This is a genomic window from Citrobacter sp. Cpo065, assembly GCF_030332805.1.
In the GTDB taxonomy this organism is placed as follows: domain Bacteria; phylum Pseudomonadota; class Gammaproteobacteria; order Enterobacterales; family Enterobacteriaceae; genus Citrobacter; species Citrobacter portucalensis.
This window is the reverse complement of sequence record NZ_JAOWHC010000019.1, coordinates 415,353-435,565: the sequence shown is the minus strand read 5'-3', so window position 1 is coordinate 435,565 and position 20,213 is coordinate 415,353. Positions and strand designations below refer to the sequence as shown.

14 protein-coding genes are annotated in these 20,213 nt (G+C 52.9%); 4 read left to right on the top strand and 10 right to left on the bottom strand.

The window, feature by feature from the left end; all coding sequences use genetic code 11:
- Positions 1 to 153 precede the first annotated feature (153 nt).
- Positions 154 to 1,434 (top strand): glutamate-1-semialdehyde 2,1-aminomutase, encoded by a 1,281-nt coding sequence (gene hemL, locus OGY68_RS02670; RefSeq protein WP_057068242.1) that lies wholly within the window; start codon positions 154 to 156, stop codon positions 1,432 to 1,434.
- Between the two features lie 113 nt (positions 1,435 to 1,547).
- On the opposite strand, the gene fhuB is transcribed toward hemL, so the two are convergent.
- The 10 genes from fhuB to hrpB all read right to left on the bottom strand — a co-directional run bounded on the left by fhuB (position 1,548) and on the right by hrpB (position 18,199).
- Positions 1,548 to 3,587, bottom strand: a complete 2,040-nt coding sequence (gene fhuB, locus OGY68_RS02665; protein WP_100247232.1) for a Fe(3+)-hydroxamate ABC transporter permease FhuB — start codon at positions 3,585 to 3,587, stop codon at positions 1,548 to 1,550.
- A 14-nt stretch (positions 3,588 to 3,601) separates the two neighbouring features.
- On the bottom strand, positions 3,602 to 4,492 hold the full coding sequence (gene fhuD / locus OGY68_RS02660) for a Fe(3+)-hydroxamate ABC transporter substrate-binding protein FhuD (RefSeq protein WP_008786256.1): 891 nt from the start codon (positions 4,490 to 4,492) through the stop codon (positions 3,602 to 3,604).
- Positions 4,492 to 5,289, bottom strand: coding sequence for a Fe3+-hydroxamate ABC transporter ATP-binding protein FhuC (gene fhuC / locus OGY68_RS02655; protein ID WP_057068246.1), 798 nt, complete (start codon positions 5,287 to 5,289; stop codon positions 4,492 to 4,494). The genes fhuD and fhuC overlap by 1 nt, the downstream gene beginning before the upstream one ends.
- Positions 5,290 to 5,336: 47 nt before the next feature.
- Entirely contained in the window at positions 5,337 to 7,586 is a 2,250-nt protein-coding gene (fhuA, locus tag OGY68_RS02650; RefSeq protein WP_048227070.1) for a ferrichrome porin FhuA, read from the bottom strand.
- 210 nt (positions 7,587 to 7,796) lie between these two features.
- A complete protein-coding gene (locus OGY68_RS02645; protein ID WP_239693058.1) occupies positions 7,797 to 8,795 on the bottom strand; it encodes a fimbrial protein in 999 nt (332 codons plus the stop codon).
- 34 nt (positions 8,796 to 8,829) lie between these two features.
- A complete protein-coding gene (locus OGY68_RS02640; RefSeq protein WP_057066636.1) occupies positions 8,830 to 11,316 on the bottom strand; it encodes a fimbria/pilus outer membrane usher protein in 2,487 nt (828 codons plus the stop codon).
- Positions 11,317 to 11,359: 43 nt separating this feature from the next.
- Positions 11,360 to 12,073, bottom strand: a complete 714-nt coding sequence (locus OGY68_RS02635; protein WP_057066634.1) for a fimbrial biogenesis chaperone — start codon at positions 12,071 to 12,073, stop codon at positions 11,360 to 11,362.
- 47 nt (positions 12,074 to 12,120) lie between these two features.
- Complete coding sequence (locus tag OGY68_RS02630; protein ID WP_286616819.1) at positions 12,121 to 12,687, bottom strand: fimbrial protein; 567 nt, start codon at positions 12,685 to 12,687, stop codon at positions 12,121 to 12,123.
- Between the two features lie 406 nt (positions 12,688 to 13,093).
- Positions 13,094 to 15,634, bottom strand: a complete 2,541-nt coding sequence (gene mrcB, locus OGY68_RS02625) for a bifunctional glycosyl transferase/transpeptidase (protein WP_008786249.1) — start codon at positions 15,632 to 15,634, stop codon at positions 13,094 to 13,096.
- A 135-nt stretch (positions 15,635 to 15,769) separates the two neighbouring features.
- The gene (gene hrpB / locus OGY68_RS02620; RefSeq protein WP_057066632.1) at positions 15,770 to 18,199 is read right to left on the bottom strand and encodes an ATP-dependent helicase HrpB; all 2,430 of its coding nucleotides are present in this window, start codon (positions 18,197 to 18,199) and stop codon (positions 15,770 to 15,772) included.
- A 73-nt stretch (positions 18,200 to 18,272) separates the two neighbouring features.
- Between hrpB and thpR the strand changes: the two genes are divergently transcribed.
- From thpR to dksA, 3 genes are all read left to right on the top strand, one after another.
- Complete coding sequence (gene thpR, locus OGY68_RS02615; RefSeq protein WP_057066631.1) at positions 18,273 to 18,803, top strand: RNA 2',3'-cyclic phosphodiesterase; 531 nt, start codon at positions 18,273 to 18,275, stop codon at positions 18,801 to 18,803.
- Between the two features lie 15 nt (positions 18,804 to 18,818).
- Positions 18,819 to 19,523: a DNA/RNA nuclease SfsA gene (sfsA, locus tag OGY68_RS02610; RefSeq protein WP_048214903.1), complete on the top strand. Its 705-nt coding sequence runs from the start codon at positions 18,819 to 18,821 to the stop codon at positions 19,521 to 19,523.
- Positions 19,524 to 19,700: 177 nt separating this feature from the next.
- On the top strand, positions 19,701 to 20,156 hold the full coding sequence (dksA, locus tag OGY68_RS02605; protein ID WP_003829221.1) for an RNA polymerase-binding protein DksA: 456 nt from the start codon (positions 19,701 to 19,703) through the stop codon (positions 20,154 to 20,156).
- Positions 20,157 to 20,213: the final 57 nt, after the last annotated feature.

Below are 20,213 nucleotides of genomic sequence, written 5' to 3'. Positions count from 1 at the left end.
TGGTAATACAAATACGGAATCGGCATTCTACTCGCACATTTCGCGAAAATCCCCTGCAAATCGCATTGTTTCAAATGCGTAAAACTTTCATAACCTTCTCTGAATAACTAGAATAGCGGGCATTTACTTTTTCTACGAACCAGGACCCCATCCATGAGTAAGTCTGAAAATCTCTACAGCGCAGCACGCGAACTTATCCCAGGCGGCGTTAACTCCCCCGTTCGCGCCTTTACTGGCGTGGGTGGTACTCCGCTGTTTATCGAAAAAGCGGACGGCGCGTATCTGTACGATGTCGATGGTAAAGCCTATGTCGATTACGTCGGTTCCTGGGGACCGATGGTACTGGGTCACAACCACCCGGCAATCCGTAATGCGGTGATTGAAGCTGCGGAGCGCGGTTTAAGCTTCGGTGCACCGACCGAGATGGAAGTGAAAATGGCGGAGCTGGTCACCGAATTAGTGCCGACCATGGACATGGTGCGCATGGTGAACTCCGGTACGGAAGCGACAATGAGCGCAATCCGTCTGGCGCGCGGTTTCACCGGTCGCGATAAAATCATCAAATTTGAAGGCTGCTATCACGGCCATGCCGACTGCCTGCTGGTTAAGGCCGGTTCCGGCGCATTAACGCTGGGCCAGCCGAACTCCCCAGGCGTTCCGGCAGATTTCGCGAAACACACCCTGACCTGCACCTACAACGATCTCGCTTCAGTACGTACGGCATTTGAACAGTACCCGCAGGAGATCGCGTGCATCATCGTTGAGCCGGTCGCCGGCAACATGAACTGCATCCCGCCGCTGCCGGAATTCCTGCCGGGCCTGCGTGCGCTGTGCGATGAGTTTGGCGCACTGTTGATCATCGATGAAGTGATGACCGGTTTCCGCGTAGCGCTGGCCGGAGCACAGGATTATTACGGCGTCGTGCCGGATCTGACCTGCCTGGGTAAAATCATCGGTGGCGGAATGCCCGTTGGCGCATTCGGCGGTCGCCGCGATGTGATGGACGCACTGGCGCCGACCGGTCCGGTTTACCAGGCGGGGACGCTTTCCGGTAACCCGATCGCGATGGCGGCAGGTTATGCCTGTCTGACCGAAGTCGCCCAACCGGGTATTCATGAAACGCTGAACGAACTGACGACGCGTCTGGCGGAAGGTCTGTTGGAAGCTGCCGAAGAAGCGAATATTCCGCTGGTGGTTAACCATGTGGGCGGGATGTTCGGGATTTTCTTCACCGATGCAGAAACCGTAACCTGCTATCAGGATGTGATGGCATGCGACGTCGAACGCTTCAAGCGCTTCTTCCACATGATGCTGGATGAAGGAATTTATCTGGCGCCGTCTGCTTTCGAAGCGGGCTTTATGTCCGTGGCGCACAGTGAAGACGATATCAATAACACCATCGACGCCGCGCGCCGGGTGTTTGCGAAATTGTAAAAAAGAGAACGTGCAGAAATGTAGGCCGGGTAAGGCGAAGCCGCCACCCGGCTTTTTTATTGCCGGATGTCGACGCAAAGCGTCTTATCCGGCCTACATAAAAGGAGTCAGCCTCAGCGGCTCTGCTTTCTCAGCAGATAGATAAAGTACGGCGCACCAATAAACGTCGACAATAATCCCGCCGGGATCTGATACGGAAACAGCACCATCCTGCCGCACCAGTCAGCAAAGACCAGCAACACGCCACCCGCCAGCGCCGAAATCAGCATATGCGGCATCGCCCGACGAAAACCCATCATACGGGCAATATGCGGAGCCATCAGCCCGACAAAACTCAACGGTCCAATAGTCATGGTGGCTGTCGCCGTCAGCCCTGCCGCCAGCAGCAGTAACCCCACGCGTGATGGCGTGATAGCCATACCTACAGCCCGTGCCGTATCGCCGCCGAGCGGTAAAATTGTCAGCCAACGGCGGCACAGAGGCGTCATCGCCAGCAGAATCACCATCACAATCCCGGTACGCAGTACTTGCTCTCCGCTCGCGTTATAGGTTGAACCGGAAATCCAGGTCAACACGCCCGCCATGCGCGGATCGCCGCTGGCCTGCAGCATCATCAGCAGCATAGTAAAGGCCGTACTGAGCGCCATACCGGCCAACAGCATACGGTGCGGTGAAAAACCACCGCGCCCGGCAGCTATCATAATGATAAGCAGAGTAGCCGCGGCCCCGAGGCTTCCGGCAGGCAGCAGCCAGCCAAAAGCATTTCCGGGGACCAAAAACAGCATGAGCACCACGCCAAATGCCGCACCGGAGCTAATGCCCAGCACTTCCGGGCTGGCCATCGGGTTGCCCGTCAGACGTTGAATAATACAGCCCGCTACCGCCAGCATCACCCCGGCAATCAGGGCCGCCAGAATGCGAGGCCAGCGCCAGGGCATCAGCTCATCCAGCATCGCGCCGCTGGCCCATGTCCAGCCATGTGCGTCGCGGCCAAACGACAGCGCCACCACGAGGGTTAGCAGCAAGATTACGCCACCTGCCAGCGCAAACATCAGCACATTCTGACGCTCAGCGGCGATGCGATTACTGGCGTTCATATCCGGGGCGCTCATACTCCTCAAGCGCGGCAACAACCACAGTAGCAACGGTGCGCCAATCAACGCGGTCACTGAACCGGTGGAGACTTCCATCCATACGCGGGTCAGCCACAGAATGATTTGGTCGGAGAGCCAGAGGATCAACGCACCAATCAGCGGGGCAAGCACCAGACGTGCCAGCAAACGACGCGCACCGAGCATTTTCGCCAGCAGCGGTGCAAACAGGCCAATAAAGCCGATAATCCCAACCGCGTTAACCAGTAAAGCGCTGATGACAATGGCCAGCGATAACGCCGCCAGACGTGCCAGCGACAGCGCCAGACCGAGGTTACGCGCCACGCCGTCATCCAGTCCCATCAGCGTCATTGGGCGTAATAACAACAGAGTCAGCATCACACCGCCCAACAGCTGCGGCCACAGACGCTGTACGCCGCTCCAGTCGGTTTGCGTTAACGTACCGCTGCTCCATAAAAACATGCTTTGCAGCTGATCGTGATGGAAGATAACCATCAACTGGTTAATCGCCCCGCAGTACAGGCTGACCACCAGCCCGGCAAGGATTAACGTCACCGGAGAAAGACGTTTGCCCCAGGCAACGCCAAACACCAGCGCCCCAACGACACATGCTCCCGCCAGCGCCGCAAATTGCGTGGTCAGCGCACCAGGAATAGCCCACAGCGTGGTAACCGTAATGCCCAACTGCGCACCAGTCGCAACGCCCAGCGTGGTTGGCTCCGCCAGCGGGTTACGCAACACCTGCTGAAACAACACGCCGACCAGGCCCAGCCCGGCGCCGACCAGTAGCGATATCGCCAGCCTCGGCAGCAGGCTATAGTGAAAAACCATCTGCTCAATGATGTCGATATCCGGTGACCAGATAGCCTGTTGCCACTGACTGCGCGGTAGCGCAACGGAGAAGTTAACCCATGTCAGCCAGCAGGCAGCAACAAACAGCACCAACAACAGCAACGCCGGATGGCGGCTTCGCCTTATCCGGCCTACAAAGCGCCCAAACCGTAGGTCGGATAAGGCGTTTTTCGCGCCGCCATCCGGCATTTCAAGTTTCCTGCTCACGCTTTGCCTCCCAACGCATTATCCAGAATACGGGCAAAATGCATGGCCGATAGCGTTGCGCCATAGAACCAAACGGCAGGCACACGTTGAAAACGTCCGCCACGGACAAACGGCATCGCCTGCCATAATGGCGTAGACATCAGCGCAGCCATCTCTTTATCGTTGCCGTGATCAAAGCACAGCACATCGACATCCTTATAAGCAGCCAGACGGTCAATACTCACGGCAGTGCTGCCCCAGAAGTTTGTTTCTCCCTGCCAGGCGTTAGGGATCCCATATTCGTCCAGTACGTCCTGGAACAGGCTGTTTGAACCAAACACCAGCATATGCCGCGAATCAAGCAGGGATGTCAGGAGCACGGGACGCGCGCCGCGTTGCATAAAGCGCGGTTTCAGGCTGGCGATAAAATGATCGTACTCAGTCAAATGGCGTTCAGCAGAAGCTTGCAGATTGAACAATTGCGCCATTTCCTGCAGCGACTGTCGCGCAACGGCCAGCGGCTTTTTGCCATCGCTGAAGTTAAATCCCCGGCCTGGTGCAATCCGCGCCAGCTTTTCAGGAGAAGGACCGTAACCTGCCGACCAGAGCAGAAATGAGGGCTTCATTTCGGTCAGCAGTTCGAGATTGGGTTCCGTACGTAGCCCGACATCAATTACCGAGTCCGGTAGAGGAGGCTCACTGACCCACAGCTTGTAGTTAGGGATGTCTGCGATGCCATACGGCGTAATACCCAGCGCCAGCAGCAGCTCTACCGGCAGCCATTCCAGCGCTACAATGCGCTGTGGATCAACCGCCGCGGCGTGCGCCGTATTCATCCGCCACAGCAGAGGCGACAGCGCCATCGCCGTAAGCAGCCGCCGACGGGTAATATGATGTAATCCGATCATTAATAGACAAAACTCACGGGTGCGGCACCGGCCGGATGCGGCAAAATGCCCATCGGGATACCGTAAATTTGTTCCAGAGTTTCACTGCGCATCAGTTCAGCAGGCGTTCCTTGAGAAATCATCTCACCGCCGCGCAGCGCAACGAGGTAATCGCAGTAACGGGCCGCCATATTGATATCATGCAGCACCGCAACCACCGTCAGCCCGCGCTGCTGGCTTAAGCGGTGCACCAGCGCCAGCACGTCAACCTGATGGGCGATATCCAGCGCGGAAGTCGGTTCATCAAGCAGCAGACAGCGGCTGTCCTGTGCCACCAGCATGGCAATCCACGCGCGTTGGCGTTCCCCACCGGACAGGCTATCGACCAGACGGTGCGCCAGCGGCTTTAAACCTACCAGCGAAATTGCTTCTTCTACCTTCTCTCTGTCGGCAACGCCAAAACGCCCCAGCGCCCCGTGCCACGGATAACGACCAATCGCCACCAGTTCGCGTACCGTCATCCCTTCTGCCTGCGGCAGCTGTTGCGGCAGATAGGCGACCTTGCGGGCAAACGCTTTGCTACTCCAGCTCTCCAGCGGCTGTTCGTCGAGCAGGATTTCACCTTCTGACGCCGGCTGATGACGTCCCAGCATTTTCAATAATGTCGATTTACCGGAACCGTTGTGGCCGATAAGACCCGTCACTTTCCCTACAGGAAAAGTTAATGAGAGAGGATGCAAAAGCGTGCGGCCAGGCACACGAAAGGAGACATTACGCAACGCAAAAGTGGTGTCGGGATGGGATCTGTTTTCCTGCATAGCAGCCAACTTGTAAAACGGGCACGCAAAGCGTGCCCAAAGAGAAATTAGAAACGGAAGGTTGCAGTTGCAACGACCTGACGTTCTGCGCCCCAGAAGCAGCCATAAGTATTGAAGCAGCTGGCGACGTATTCACGGTCAAACAGGTTGTTCACATGCAGCGCCACGTTGGAGCCAGCCATACCAACACGCGCCAGATCGTAACGTACTAACGCATCTACCAGCGTGTAGCTTCCCACTTTGAAGGAGTTTGCCGGATCGCCATAGCTGGAACTAGTATAACGAACACCCGTACCCAACGTCAGCCCGGAAAGCGCGCCATCATAGAGGGTGTAATCCCCCCACAGTGATGCCATATGTTTTGGCACCTGAGCAGGCGTATTGCCTTTGTAGTTGGTGTCGGTGGTGTATTCCGCATCGGTGTAGGTATAAGAACCCACCACGTTAACGCTGGCAGACAGTGCCGCTTTCGCTTCGATTTCCACACCGCGTGAACGAATTTCACCGCCTTCAACTGACCAGATCGATCCATTCGGATCGGCCATCAGGTTGTTGGTTTTGGTCAACTGGTAAACGGCACCAGTCAACACGATCGGACGATCGCTCGGTACGTACTTCACGCCCGCTTCGTACTGCTTACCTTTAGATGGCGCAAAGATATTGCCGCTTTCCCCAACCTGAGAATTTGGTTCAAACGATTCGCTGTAGCTGAAATACGGGGTTACACCGTTATCGAACAGGTAGTTAACACCGCCACGCCAGGTGAACTGTCGGTCATCACGGGAGTCCAGCACACCAGAAACGCGGTTCAGAGAGTCCTGCTTAGCCCAGTCGTAACGACCGCCCAGAGTGACCAGCACCTTATCCCACTGCATCTGATCCTGAGCGTACAGGCCCGTTTGTTCCTGTTTATTCAGAACGCGATAAGCTGCGCCAGGTCCAGGGTGCGAGCCAAAGTCAAAATCGCTACGGTCAAGATTATAGATATCAGACGGCGCTACCGAACCAGCCCAACCGAACCAGGAGTTGATATCGTTACGCATACGCATATAGTCAACGCCGGTCAGCAATGTGTGATCCAGGGAACCGGTGGCGAATGTGCTCTGCAACTGGGTATCAACAGAGAAATTCTGCAATTTTTCATTGTCGTCAACGTACTGACGAGTCAGCGTGTGATCCCAATCTGACTGAGGGATGCTGGCGCAAGGACTGTTAGCCGGATCTTTGGTATACAGCGGATCGGAGCACATGCCGTAGCCGTACACGCTTTTCTGCGACACTTTGTTTTGCGCATAACGCAGGTTCTGACGTACGGTAAAGGTGTCGTTAAATTCGTGGTCGAAGCTGTAGCCCACCATCTTCTCGTTACGAGAGTAGGTATTGTTGTCCGCACCTTCGTTGAAATCGGTCGGCAGACGTGAACCATTTGGCAGCTTAGACACGGTCCCCTCTTTCGGCAACCAGCCGTAATAACCGGTTTCCGGCTCGTTCTGGAAGTAGGAGAGGAAGGTGAAATTCGTCTTATCATCCGGACGCCATGTGAAAGATGGCGCGATAGCATAACGCTGTTCTTCTGCGCCCTGCTGCTGCGCATTCGCGGAACGCGCCAGGCCGGTCAGGCGGTATGAGTACACACCATCGTCATCCAGCGCATCGCTGAAGTCAAAACCGGTCTGGAACAGGCTGTCAGTGCCCATTTTGAACTGAACTTCTTTCAGCGGCTCCGTTGTCGGGCGCTTGCTGACCATGTTCAACAACCCACCCGGGTTGCTCTTTCCGTACAGAACGGAAACCGGACCGCGCATCACTTCGGCGCGCTCCAGCATATAAGGGTCGATGACCGCATCATTGTAGAAGTTGCCCTGCATCTTCAGGCCATTCAGATAGTTATTCTGACTTTGGCCGTCTGCGGCAAATCCGCGAATAATCAGGTAGTCATAGGTATTGGACGCGCCACGCGTACCCACGGCAACGCCCGGGGTGTAGCTGAGCGCCTCTTTGACCGATTTTGGTTGATGCAACGCCATCTCTTCGGCGGTGACCACTGAAATAGACTGAGGAACTTTTTGAATCGGAGTGTCGGTTTTGGTCGCCGTAGCAGACTGTCGTGCAGCGATGGTTGCCGCAGGCCCCCATGCGCTTTCCTGCGGAGCAGGTGCAGCAGTTACGGTGATGGTTTCTTCTTTCGGGTCAACCGCCGCCTGTGCATAGACAGACATGCCGCTAACCGCTGTGGCTACCACTACTGCGATTTTACGCAGTGATGAACTTGGCTGAGCAGTTTTAAGACGCGCCATTGGTATTTCTCTGATGAAAGTGAATGATAACGTAAACGAGAATTATTATTATAACGGCAGCATAATATTCGAAACTCTGGCGAGATAGCAAGCAATACACGTCCCTACTAAAACTGAGGGGTTAAGAAATAACCAGATGAAAAGAAAGGGTTAATAAATTAGGCTGGAATGTTGAAAAGAAAAGCCTGCAAATACACAGGCTATTTTTGGCTAGCGGTAAAAAACGTTAAATGTCGCAACAGAGTCAACCTTTCCCGCTTTTACAGTTCCTGTTTGTACATATCTTGCTTTCAAAGGGATAGTGACAGACTGCCTATCGGTTGTTTGCGCTACCGCGTTGTAATCTTGATCAAATTTCAGCACATTATTGTTGCTGTCGAGAATTTGTAATCCGACCCCTTCGGCTGCGTCATTACCACTGGCGATCTCCAGGATGTCGCTATTGCCACTCACGCCAGTTGAACCGGCAGTGGTGAATTTATAATCAAGTTTGATGCCCGCGACACACTGTTCCAGCTGAATCTTGAAACTATCATCAGACACAACATCGGAATAACCGTCCACAATATCGCTAGTCATGATTCTCTTAAGTGGCACAGTGATATTTTTTTCAACCAAATTGCAGGTGTTAGCAGTAACGTTAATCGCTATTGGCGCAAAGCGAATTTGAGCAATAACCTGCGAATCATAAATCCAGTCCGCATTGAGCATGTTGACGTCAATAACTCCTGACTGCACAACACCAGTGACGACAAATTCAGCTCTCGCACGTGATTGAATACTATAGTCACTTAAGTGGGTTGTTTTTGCCGTCCCTAGATGCATAGGGGTAACCACCGAACCTTCTGTTAGGGCGGAAGCGTTATCTTTAACCCAGGCGACCCGAAAACCTATTCCCGGAACATTTGTTTGATAAACGCGGCTAAGGGGATTATCCGTGCGGGCATCGCTACTCGTGAATACGGTATAGCCTGTATAGATATCGCCATTATCTGTACAGTCCACGACTTTAATAAGATCGCCAGTCACTTCCTGGGTTGCAATGATCGTACCTGGAGCAGCGTCCGCATTTACCGTAAACGACGGCATATTGAACGTAGAGGTTGACGGCGACGCATCATTCTCAATTTTGCAGGATGCCTGAACTGATTGCTGTGCGAACAATAGACCGCAACATAGAATCAATCTAAAAATCATATAATTATTCATATTCCCACAGTCCATTTTATGTTTTCCCTTTACACTATCGACACTCAACCGCAGCCTGGTAAATAGAGGACTCGATATCGTCTGGGATCTGCGCATTTCCTTCACAGCGCTGTTCTGGAGCACTACCCCACTGTACTTTAAACGGTACATTACCTTTCAAACCGGTCAGATAAACTTCGCCACCATCTCCGACTATTGAGGAGCCCCCCTCAATTGACAGTACCGCGCCGAAAGGCACAAAACTCGATCCATGGTGAAGTGTTAATAAGGCGCGAATACCCTGGCGGGCAGAGAAATTAGCTGCGACAACTGCCCCTTTCGTAGGTACGACATCTTTGGCCGGTTTTTCGATATCCAGATCGTCGCGTTCCCCGCTGTTCACCGTGACGGTATTACGACGATAATTAGTTAGATATGGTACGACCGCATTTCCCCAGTAGTCAGTGTAAATACCTTGCATATTCTGGACCTTAACATCTGCTCCCTCGTCAATATGGACAATAGCAAAAGCATCCTGGACAGATTGCCCCAGCGTAATACCATAAGGATGTGCGACGACGGATCCTTGCGCGCTGTAGTTCCACTGTTTGCTATCTTTGGCATAGCTATAGTTCGCCCCAATTTCACCGTATGAGCCACGATAACGCCCCGTCATGCTCGCACCATATCCAGTATCGTGATCGGTATAGCTTTGCTGCAGGTTATAACTTAAGTTGTTATCTTCCAGCGCAGTCCCGCCAATCCCAACCTGATGCACGGTATTGCCATTTTTAGCGCTGTTTAGGTTATAGGTCGCCCAACTGTTTGACAGCCAACGTGACAAGGGAATATTGACGGAAAATGCAACCTGCTGGTCATTATCGCTGTTTGGTGTTTTTGTCAGGCTATAGTTCACAGACCAGGTGATGTCCTGCCAACTGGAGCTGAATCCCATACTGGCACTGCGCTCATGCCCACTCATATCCCAGTAATCTTGTTGATAACCATTGATATACACAGACCCTACAGAGCCCAATGATTGCGACATACTCAACTGTAATCGGCTACGACGGTTGTTTGTTTTACGGTAATTGTAGATTCCATCATCTTCACCTCTATCGCGCTGATCGAGTGCTTCCTGGAAGGTATAAAAACCAGAAGTGGAATAACGGTAACTGGCCAGCGTCACCGTGGTATCTGTTGCAGAAAAGTCTTTGGAATATTGTGCACGCCAGGATAAACCATTGGCATTACCACGCCCATCGTCAAACTGAGTTCTGGCCGCAGTAACATCTACAGACACAGAACCAAGCTCACCGAGATCGGCCCCCGCCCCGACCAGACCGGCACGATAAATTGATGCTTCGAGCGCTCCGCCATACAGCGTAATGCCATGAGGCATGCCGTAGATTACCGTCGCCTGACCAAACCCAGGTTCCTCGCCGTTATCGCTATCGCGGTATTTTCCACCAGCAAGGCTATATTTCAGCGCACCTTCACGCTGTAAGATGGGTACCGAAGCGCTTGCCTGAATAAACGAATGCTCGCTTCCATCAGCCTCTTTAACGGTAACTTGTAGATCTGACCCTGCTGTTACCTGACTGAGATCTCTGATTTCAAAGGGGCCGCTGGAGACATAAGTCTGATAAATCGTGTAGCCATTTTGCTTAATCGTTACTTTTGCATCGCTATTGGCAATTCCGCGCACAACAGGCGCAAACCCTTGTAAGCTATTGGGTAACATGCTTGTATCGGTTTCCAGCTTCACCCCTGTCATCTGTACGCTGTCAAACAGTTCGCCGTTGGTATATGTCTGGCCAATTTCAAGCTGGCTTTGCAGAAATTTAATATCCCGCTCCAGCGTGGTGCTGATCGCATCCCAGCCATCCGAATTGCTGTAGGTACTTGAATTACGAAGCCGCCAGGCGCCAAGATTTAGACCGGAATTAAGGCTTGCCCAGTTCGAGTTATCGTTCTCGCCATTTACTTGCTGGCGGTTGCCGCTAATGTAATAGCTGCTCCATGCCGCAGGAATGCCATCGTCCCAGTCTTTAATAGGGATAGCGCCAGCGACTTGCTGGTCGCGATAAATTTGCGGGATCCGCACGAAAAGAGTTTGGCTATCGAGTTGAAAATCAAACTTTGCTCCCGATATGTACTGGGCGATGTCGCCAACTGGAGCCGTATCAGCCAATGATTTCAAGCCGGGAAGGCTATCGACCTTCACCCCCAGCTCTCTGAGATCCCCTTTGCTGAACTGCGGGAGTAATTGCGTCTTATCCTGTGATAGTACGTAAGTAATATTTCGCTTATCAATGCGATCATAATCCCACATCACTTCAGTCAAATAAGTCCCTGGTTGTAACCCATTATTTTGCAAAAAGGTTTCCAGTATTGACGTATTCTCTAACGGTGTACCGAGTTCCAGAATATGCAAATTGAATTCATCTTCAGCACTCGCTGGGTGCAAAAATGAGCATAATGCCAGCGTAATGCTGTTGAGCAAAAAGAGTCGGCAAGATCGCAAAGGATAAGGCTGCATATAATAAAGTCCCTTTAATTTTTACCCATACGCGTCATTGCGTTTATAGTTGTTGGCGCTTTTTCACCGTTGCAGCACCATAGTCATTCACTGCAGCCCATGACACATCACCTACTGCAGCTGCAGGTATTGAAAATATCTGTTCCCCAAAGGGAGGAACCGTCATTGACAATGACTCAGGTACAGAACTGTCTGCGAGAGGTTTTACCTGCTTTCCGCCAACAGAGAGTTCTAATAACGAAATATGAAATGGCGTTGGATTTTTTGCGGTTAATTGAGAACCCTGACGGCTAAACCGTAATTTTTCCCACGCACCGACAGCGGCCGATTCTTTAAGACCCACTGGCCGCCAAAAAAGTTTCAGCTGTGTTTTCATCGCAAACTGCAACGTATTTTTATCTTTTAATTCATCAGGCATAGCCGAAACAGATTTAAAGTTGGCAACAAACATCGATTCACGGTCTTGTGGTAGAGATCCTTTATCGCCAATAAAGACGATATGCAGCAGAGCCTGGCCATTAGCATCCATTTTATAAATCGGCGGAGTGATAATAAAAGGCGCTTTTGTGTTATCTGTCTTTGTTACCCAGCTTTGTATCAGATATTTATTGGCATCTTCTTTATTCTTAATAGATATCTGTACTTCTTTTTTATTCTCCGGGTAAATGATTCTAGTTCCTCCCAGGACAATGCTGGCCTGTGCATTTATGGCAATAAGCCCAATGATGGCAAAACAAATTCGCGCATATAATTTCACCCGCAATACTCCCTGGTCAGGCAGCCCTGAAGGGCTGCCTGTCATACTTAACGATAGAACACGGTAAAATTCGCGGAGGCGTGATATTTACCTGCAGTCGGTTTTTCATCACCAATCTGAAGCACTTTCGCGGTATAGTTGAAAATAGAAGGTGTTGCTTCATCGCCAGTATTCACCACATCCGTGGTTGATACCGGAACGGAGTCATCAAACACAACGTCAGTATTACCACCATTATTATTGGTTACGGTAATACCTACATTTGTTGCAGCACTCGCATCACTAAGGTCGTTCTTCAGGCGTAAATTCTCGCCGTCAGTAGTGTCACCACTGAACCTCAGGTTTAAACTTGCTATGGCAGGGTCACATTTAGCCAGAGAAATCTGGAAATCTTTTGTCGGGCCAGGGGTCCCATCACCATCAAAATTATCCGGATAAGCATCCGCAAAAGTAACCACGGTATTTGCTCCTGCGCCATCGACATCAATAACGCAAGTGTCGGCAACAATACGGCCAGAAAACTCTACCTTACCCGTATCTTCTGCAAATGCAGAAGTATTTACAGCGGCAATCAGGCTTCCGGCCATCAGCACAGTAAGAAGCTTTTTATTCATTAGAATCCCTTAATCAGAACGATTGAATGACAAAGTCCCATTGCCAATAATAAATTACTGGTGAGAAATATTGAGGGTGAGCACGGAGAGAAAAGAATAAAGATATGCAAAAAACATGATCTTCTGAAATCCCTTCATCAAATCAATACAATGAATCGTGTATAGTGTTCACTCGCGGATTAAATCAAACCACCGGAGAGACTGTCTATAGCCTGCAATTTTTCACACATCATAAAAGAAGTTAACTATTTAATTTCCAATGTTTTTTGCAAACATTTATTTTACTTAATCTGTTCTTAATTAAAATTAAATCAATACAATTACATCATGGAAAAATAAAACTCATTTTACCCAGAAATAAAAACACCCGCTAATAGCGGGTGTTTAGGTCTAATTTACTACTGAATTAATTACTACCAAACATCTCTTTAATCCAACCGGCTACGCCATCGCCGTCCTTCTTCTCTTGCTGCGGCGGTTGCTGCTGTTGAGGCTGCTGTTGCTGCGGCTGCTGAGAAGATTGATCGAACGGATTACCCGACTGCTGCAGCATCTCACCTTGCTGACACAGTGAATCCGGATCGGTGGTCCATACAGGAAGCGTGCGCATCCCGCCGCTACAAACGAAGTTACCGTCGTAGTCTACGCCCATATCCACCACATCCTCCGGCGGCGTCAACACCAGCGGTGTTGGCGTCTGGTTGGCCAGATAACGCTGATAAATCGACATCGCGCCGCTGGCACCGTACAGCTTGGTTGGCTGGTTATTATCGCGGCCCACCCAAGTGATGGTCACCTGGCTGCCGTCGATCCCAGCAAACCAGGTATCCACGTTGTTGTTGGTGGTCCCGGTTTTCCCTGCCAGATGCAGACCCGGATACTTCGCGCCAAGCTGGCGACCTGTACCACGCTGAACCACCTGCTGCATAGTCCACAGCGTCATATACGCTGCTTGCGCCGGAACGGCACGCTCGGCCTGTGGGAAACTCTGGTACAGTACGGTTCCATCTTCGGCAATCACCGAACGCAGCGCCGACAGCGGCGCGCGGTTCCCGCCGCTGGCGATAGTCTGGAATGCCTGCGCCACTTCGATTGGCGTCAGGTTCAACGCCCCCAGCAGCATGGCCGGAACCGGGTTAAGCTGATCTTTCGGCGCCCCCAGCTTCAACCAGGTATCGGTTACAGCAGGCAGGCCCAGCGCCATCCCCAGATTTACCGTTGGCACGTTCATTGAACGCGTTAACGCATCCACCAGCATCACTTTACCGCTTTCGCTATAGCGACGGTCATCGTTCTGCGGTGACCACACCTGGCCGTTCGGCTGACGCAGCGCAATCGGCGCATCGGCAATCCAGGTATTCAAGCGGTACAACTTCGGCTGGCTGAGCGCGGTCAGATAGGTCGCAGGCTTGGCCAGAGAACCAATCGAACGACGCGCCTGCATCGCACGGTTATAGCCCGCAAACTGCGGTTCTGCTCCGCCGACCATGGCGCGAACTTCGCCGCTAAAGCGGTCAACAACCACAATCGCGGTTTCCAGATCGCTCAGCTTACGCTGTTTCTTCAGTACCGGAATGCCTTCCACCGCCGCTTTTTCTGCGGCGTCCTGCGCCACGGAATCAAAGGTGGTGAAAATCTTCACGCCGGAGAGATCTTTAACTTTATCGCCCAGCTTCGCCTGGAGCTCCTGACGCACCATCTGCATAAAGGCAGGCTGCGGGGAGATCACCCCACCACGCGGCTGTACGCCTAACGGACGCGCACTCAGCATGTCATACAGATCCTGGTCGATAATCTGCTGCTGTTGCAGCAAACGCAGAACCAGGTTACGACGCTCCAGCGCCAGTTTCGGGTTACGCCACGGGTTGTAGATCGACGCCCCTTTAACCATCCCCACCAGCAGCGCCTGCTGGTCGAGGCTCAGCTCTTCTACCGGACGACCGAAATAATAGAGGCTCGCCAGCGGGAAGCCGCGAATCTCGTTATCACCGCTTTGGCCGAGATAGACTTCGTTCATGTACAGCTCAAGAATGCGGTCTTTGCTGTAACGCGCATCCATGATCAGCGCCATATAGGCTTCGTTGGCCTTACGCCAGTAGGAACGTTCGCTGGACAGAAACAGGTTTTTCACCAGCTGCTGAGTCAGCGTACTGGCCCCCTGTACCGTACGACCAGCTGTCAGGTTCGCCAGCACCGCACGGCCAATGGAATAGAGACTGATACCGTCATGCTCATAGAAATGACGATCTTCGGTCGCCAGCAGCGTGTCCACCAGCAGATCCGGGAAGCCGCTACGCGGAACAAACAGGCGCTGCTCACCGTTAGGTGAAGAGAGCATGGTGATCAGACGCGGATCGAGACGGAAGAAACCGAACTGGCGGTTGTTATCCATATTCTCGATGGTGTCCAGATGATCGCCGTCAAAGGTCAGACGCGCACGCACCTGCCCTTCTTTGCTGTCCGGGAAATCAAACGGACGGCGAATCATCTCGATGCTCTTCGCCTGCACGGTAAATTCGCCCGGACGCGTCATCTTCGTCACCTGACGATACTGCGTGGCCTCCAGCAGCTTCACCATCTCGTTTTTGCCGATAGGCATTTCTGGCTCAAGGTTAACCATACGGCCATAAACTGCCGCAGGAAGCTGCCAGACTTTGCCATCAATACGGCTACGGATTTTTTGGTCCAGATAAACGCCGTAAATGGCAATCAGCACCAAAAAGACAATCGACAGTTTTACCAGCAGCCAGAACCAGCCGCGCTTACCACGAGGCTTACGCCCTTTGCCTTTACCCTTACGCGGCATCGGTTCTTCATCCTCATAGTCATCATCATCATAATCGTCGTCATACTCATCATCTCTGAGTTGACGACGGCTCACCTTTTGTTTCACCGGACGCGAGGGTTTTCCTTTACGTCCAATTGGCTCGCGGTCATTCCCCGCCATGCTTTTTCTCCGCAACATTCAGGCGCAAGGGCCCGATTCTCTGTTCTTCCGTCCTGCGACAGAAGAAGAAATCTCTCAATTATTACCGCTCTTTCGCCGGATGCGGCATAACGCCTTATCCGGCCTAAAGTTACATTACGAATACTTTTTGGTGCGCCGCGTTGGCGCGGTATTCGCCGGATCGTCCGGCCAGACATGTTTGGGATAACGCCCTTTCATCTCTTTTTGCACCTCGCGGTACGATCCCTGCCAGAACGCGCTCAGATCGCTCGTCACCTGTAGCGGTCTTTGGGCTGGAGACAGCAGCTCCAGCACCAGCGGCGCGCGCCCCTGGGCAATGGTTGGAGTCTTTGCTTCACCAAACATTTCCTGCATCCGAACCGCCAATACTGGAGGATTATCCTCATGATAGCGAATGGCAATCCGGCTTCCCGTCGGCACAGTGTAATGCGCAGGCAGCTCACTATCCAGACGTTGCAACATTGACCAGTCCAGTAAACCGCGCAACGCCTGTCCCACATTGAGTGCTTTTAATGCGCGTAACGAGTGCACACCGCTCATGTGCGGCAGCAGCCAGGTCTCCAGCGACGCCAGCAGAGAATCCTCATCTACCGCGGGCCAGTCGTATTCTGGCAACCAGTTTGCCGCACATTGCAGACGCAGTCGAAACTGCTCGGCTTCCGGCGTCCAGTTGAGCACACTTAGCCCTTTATCGCGAATGCCATTCAACATCGCCTGATGCAACTCCTCTTCCGAGGGTTTGGCCAATGGCTGTACTTTTACCGTGAGCTGACCAATGCGCGACCGACGCAATGCCTTTAACGTTCCCTGGGTTTCATCCCATTCGATGGTGTCGGACTGTTGTAGCAGCTCAGGACATGCCTGCATCAGCGACTCGATATCCAGCGGCAGAGCCAGCAAGATACGCGCGTCTGGCGAAGCGCTGCCCTGCAACAAAAGTGGCGCTATCAGCCATTCATGGCGTCCTGAGGCATCATCGGCATCCAGCATGGCGCCCATGCCATTCGCCAGTTGATAGCGCCCTTCCTGCCCGCGTCGACGCGCGATCCGATCTGCAAACGCCCGCGCCAGCAATGAGGGGAGCAGCGTGCTGTCGGGCTGCCCGCTGCTAACGTTAAGCCGTTTCAGCAACTGTTGACTGCGCTGCTGCCAGGCGGGCTGATTTCGTGAAAACGCCACGGTCAGATCGGTACTTCCGCCGCGCGGCGGCTCTTCCAGAATCGCGGCCAGTTTTGCCGCCGTAGCCGCTTCGGTATTATTTTTGGCACCGACCAGCATCGCCGCTAAACGAGGATCGTTACCCAATGCCGCCATTTTCTGCCCGCGGGCACTGAGCCTGTCGCCCTCAAGCGCGCCCAGCATCTGCAACAGCCGTTTTGCCGCCTGCAGGTTGATGGCGGGCGGCGTATCCAGCCAGTTCAGTTGTTCAGGTTCGGTACATCCCCATTGCAGCAACTCCATCAGTAGCCCGGACAGATCGCTCTGCAATATCTCCGCTTCCCCCTGCGCTGCCGCTCTTTCTGCCTGCTCTTTGGCAAGCAGATGCAGGCAAATACCGGGCTCCAGACGACCCGCACGTCCCGCGCGCTGAGTCATCGAAGCCTGGCTGATGCGCTGGGTAATCAGTCGCGTCAGACCGGTACGCACGTCATAGCGCGCCACGCGTTCCTGGGCGCAGTCCACCACCAGTCGGATGCCTTCGATCGTCAAGCTGGTTTCAGCAATATTGGTGGCCAGCACCACTTTGCGTTTGCCTTGCGGCGCGGGCACAATCGCCTGACGCTGCTCGGAAAGCGTTAACGCGCCGTACAGTGGACACAGCACAACATCGCTGCCTACACGCGTAGCCAGCTGCTCCTGTACACGCAGGATTTCGCCCACACCCGGTAAAAATAGCAGCAGTGACCCGCTTTCATGGCGCAATAGCTCCGCCGTCGCTATCGCCACCGCTTCATCAAAACGCAAATGCGCCGCCAACGGCAGATACCGCCGCTCAACGGGAAATGCGCGGCCTTCAGAAACGATCGTCGGCGCATCGGGCAACATCTGCTGCAAACGCCCGTTATCCAGAGTGGCGGACATAATCAACAGTTTCAGATCGTCCCGCAGCCCTTGCTGCACATCCAGCAATAGCGCCAGCGCCAGATCAGCCTGTAAACTCCGTTCGTGAAATTCGTCGAGGATCACCAGCCCGACGCCTGTCAGTTCAGGATCGCGTTGGATCATCAGCGTCAGGACGCCCTCTGTTACCACTTCCAGCCGGGTCTGCGGCCCTACGCAACTTTGTGCGCGCATGCGATAGCCCACAGTTTCACCTGGCTTTTCGTTCAGCAATTCCGCTAATCGTTGCGCCACATTGCGCGCTGCCAGGCGGCGCGGCTCCAGCAAAATAATCCGCCCCGTGATACCGCAATGCTCAAGAAGTCGCAACGGCAGCCAGGTCGATTTCCCGGCACCGGTCGGCGCCGTCAGCAGAACCTGCGGCGAGGCATCAAGGGCGGTAAGCAGTTCAGGCACTACGGCAGCAACGGGCAACAACGTCACAAATGGCTCCAGAGGGTTAACATTCTTCGCGCTGCATTGTAGCATCGCGTTAATTCATAACCGAGTATCCATCATGTCTGAGCCAAAAAGGCTGTTCTTTGCGATTGAATTGCCAGCCGGGGTTCGGGAGCAGCTAATCCACTGGCGGGCCGCGCAGTTCCCCCCTGAAGCGGGTCGCCCCGTCGCGGCTGATAATCTGCATCTGACGCTGGCCTTTTTAGGCGACGTCAGCGCTGAGAAGCAACAGGCGCTGTCGCAGCTCGCGGGGCGTATTCGCCAGCCAGGTTTCACGCTCAAATTCGATGATGCCGGGCAATGGCTGCGCTCCAGGGTCGTGTGGCTGGGTATGCGTCAGCCGCCGCGCGGGTTGCTGCAACTGGCGAATATGCTACGGGCGCAGGCAGCGCGTAGCGGGTGCTATCAAAGCCCGCAGCCGTTTCACCCACATATCACGCTGCTGCGCGATGCCGGTCACGCGATTCCAATCCCTCCACCGGGCTTTGGCTGGTCATTTCCGGTAACGGAGTTCGCACTTTACTCCTCCTCATTTTCACGAGGACGCACGCGTTATACGCCGCTGCAACGCTGGACGCTGACTGAATAATTAAAGGGACTGCTTATGCAATTTTCTCCACCTTTACAACCTGCAACGCTCATTCAGCGCTATAAGCGCTTTTTAGCGGATGTGATCACACCCGATGGCACTGAGTTAACGCTACACTGCCCAAATACCGGTGCGATGACCGGATGCGCAATGCCAGGTGACACCGTTTGGTATTCGACATCAGAAAATACTAAACGCAAATATCCACATACCTGGGAATTAACGCAAACCCAATCCGGTGAATTTATTTGTGTTAACACGCTGTGGGCCAACAGATTAACGAAAGAGGCGATTCAGCAGGCGTTAATTTCGGAAGTTTCAGGCTACAGTACTTTGAAAAGTGAAGTAAAATACGGCGCCGAAGGGAGCCGCATCGACTTTTTGTTACAGGCAGATTCCCGACCTGACTGCTATATTGAAGTGAAATCAGTCACGTTGGCGGAAAAAGAGCAGGGTTATTTTCCCGATGCCATCACTGAACGAGGTCAGAAGCATCTTCGGGAATTGATGAGCGTAGCGGCTGAAGGCAAGCGGGCAGTGATATTTTTCGCCGTGCTACATTCAGCCATTACACGGTTTTCACCCGCGCGCCATATCGATGCAAAATATGCGCAATTATTAGTTGAAGCACAGCTTAAGGGGGTTGAAATTCTGGTTTATAAAGCGGAACTTTCTGCCCACGGTATGACTCTTAAAGAGCCGTTGCCCATTACCTTGTAATGGTGTAAATATCTGGTCAATTAGTATTCTGGGCGCGTGGGCAAATACGCTTTTCCTCACAGGGTTGTCAAGTGTTACGTTTAGATAATTGCTATCCGGAAAAGCATCTGCTATTTATAGCGACCTGATTTTTCCCCCGAACATGGGGATCGATAGTGCGTGTTAAGGAGAAGCAACATGCAAGAAGGGCAAAACCGTAAAACATCGTCCCTGAGTATTCTCGCCATCGCTGGGGTGGAGCCGTACCAGGAGAAACCGGGCGAAGAGTATATGAACGAAGCCCAGCTGTCGCACTTCAGGCGTATTCTTGAGGCATGGCGCAATCAACTTAGGGATGAAGTCGATCGCACCGTAACTCATATGCAAGACGAAGCGGCTAACTTCCCTGATCCGGTGGACCGCGCCGCACAGGAAGAAGAATTCAGCCTTGAGCTGCGTAACCGTGACCGTGAGCGCAAACTGATCAAAAAGATCGAGAAGACGCTGAAGAAAGTAGAAGACGAAGATTTCGGCTACTGCGAATCATGCGGCGTAGAAATTGGTATTCGCCGTCTGGAAGCGCGTCCGACAGCCGATCTGTGCATCGACTGTAAAACGCTGGCAGAAATCCGCGAAAAACAAATGGCAGGTTAATTCCGGTCATTTTTACCACGTTTACTACAGGCGGGAGCTTCTCCCGCCTTATTATTT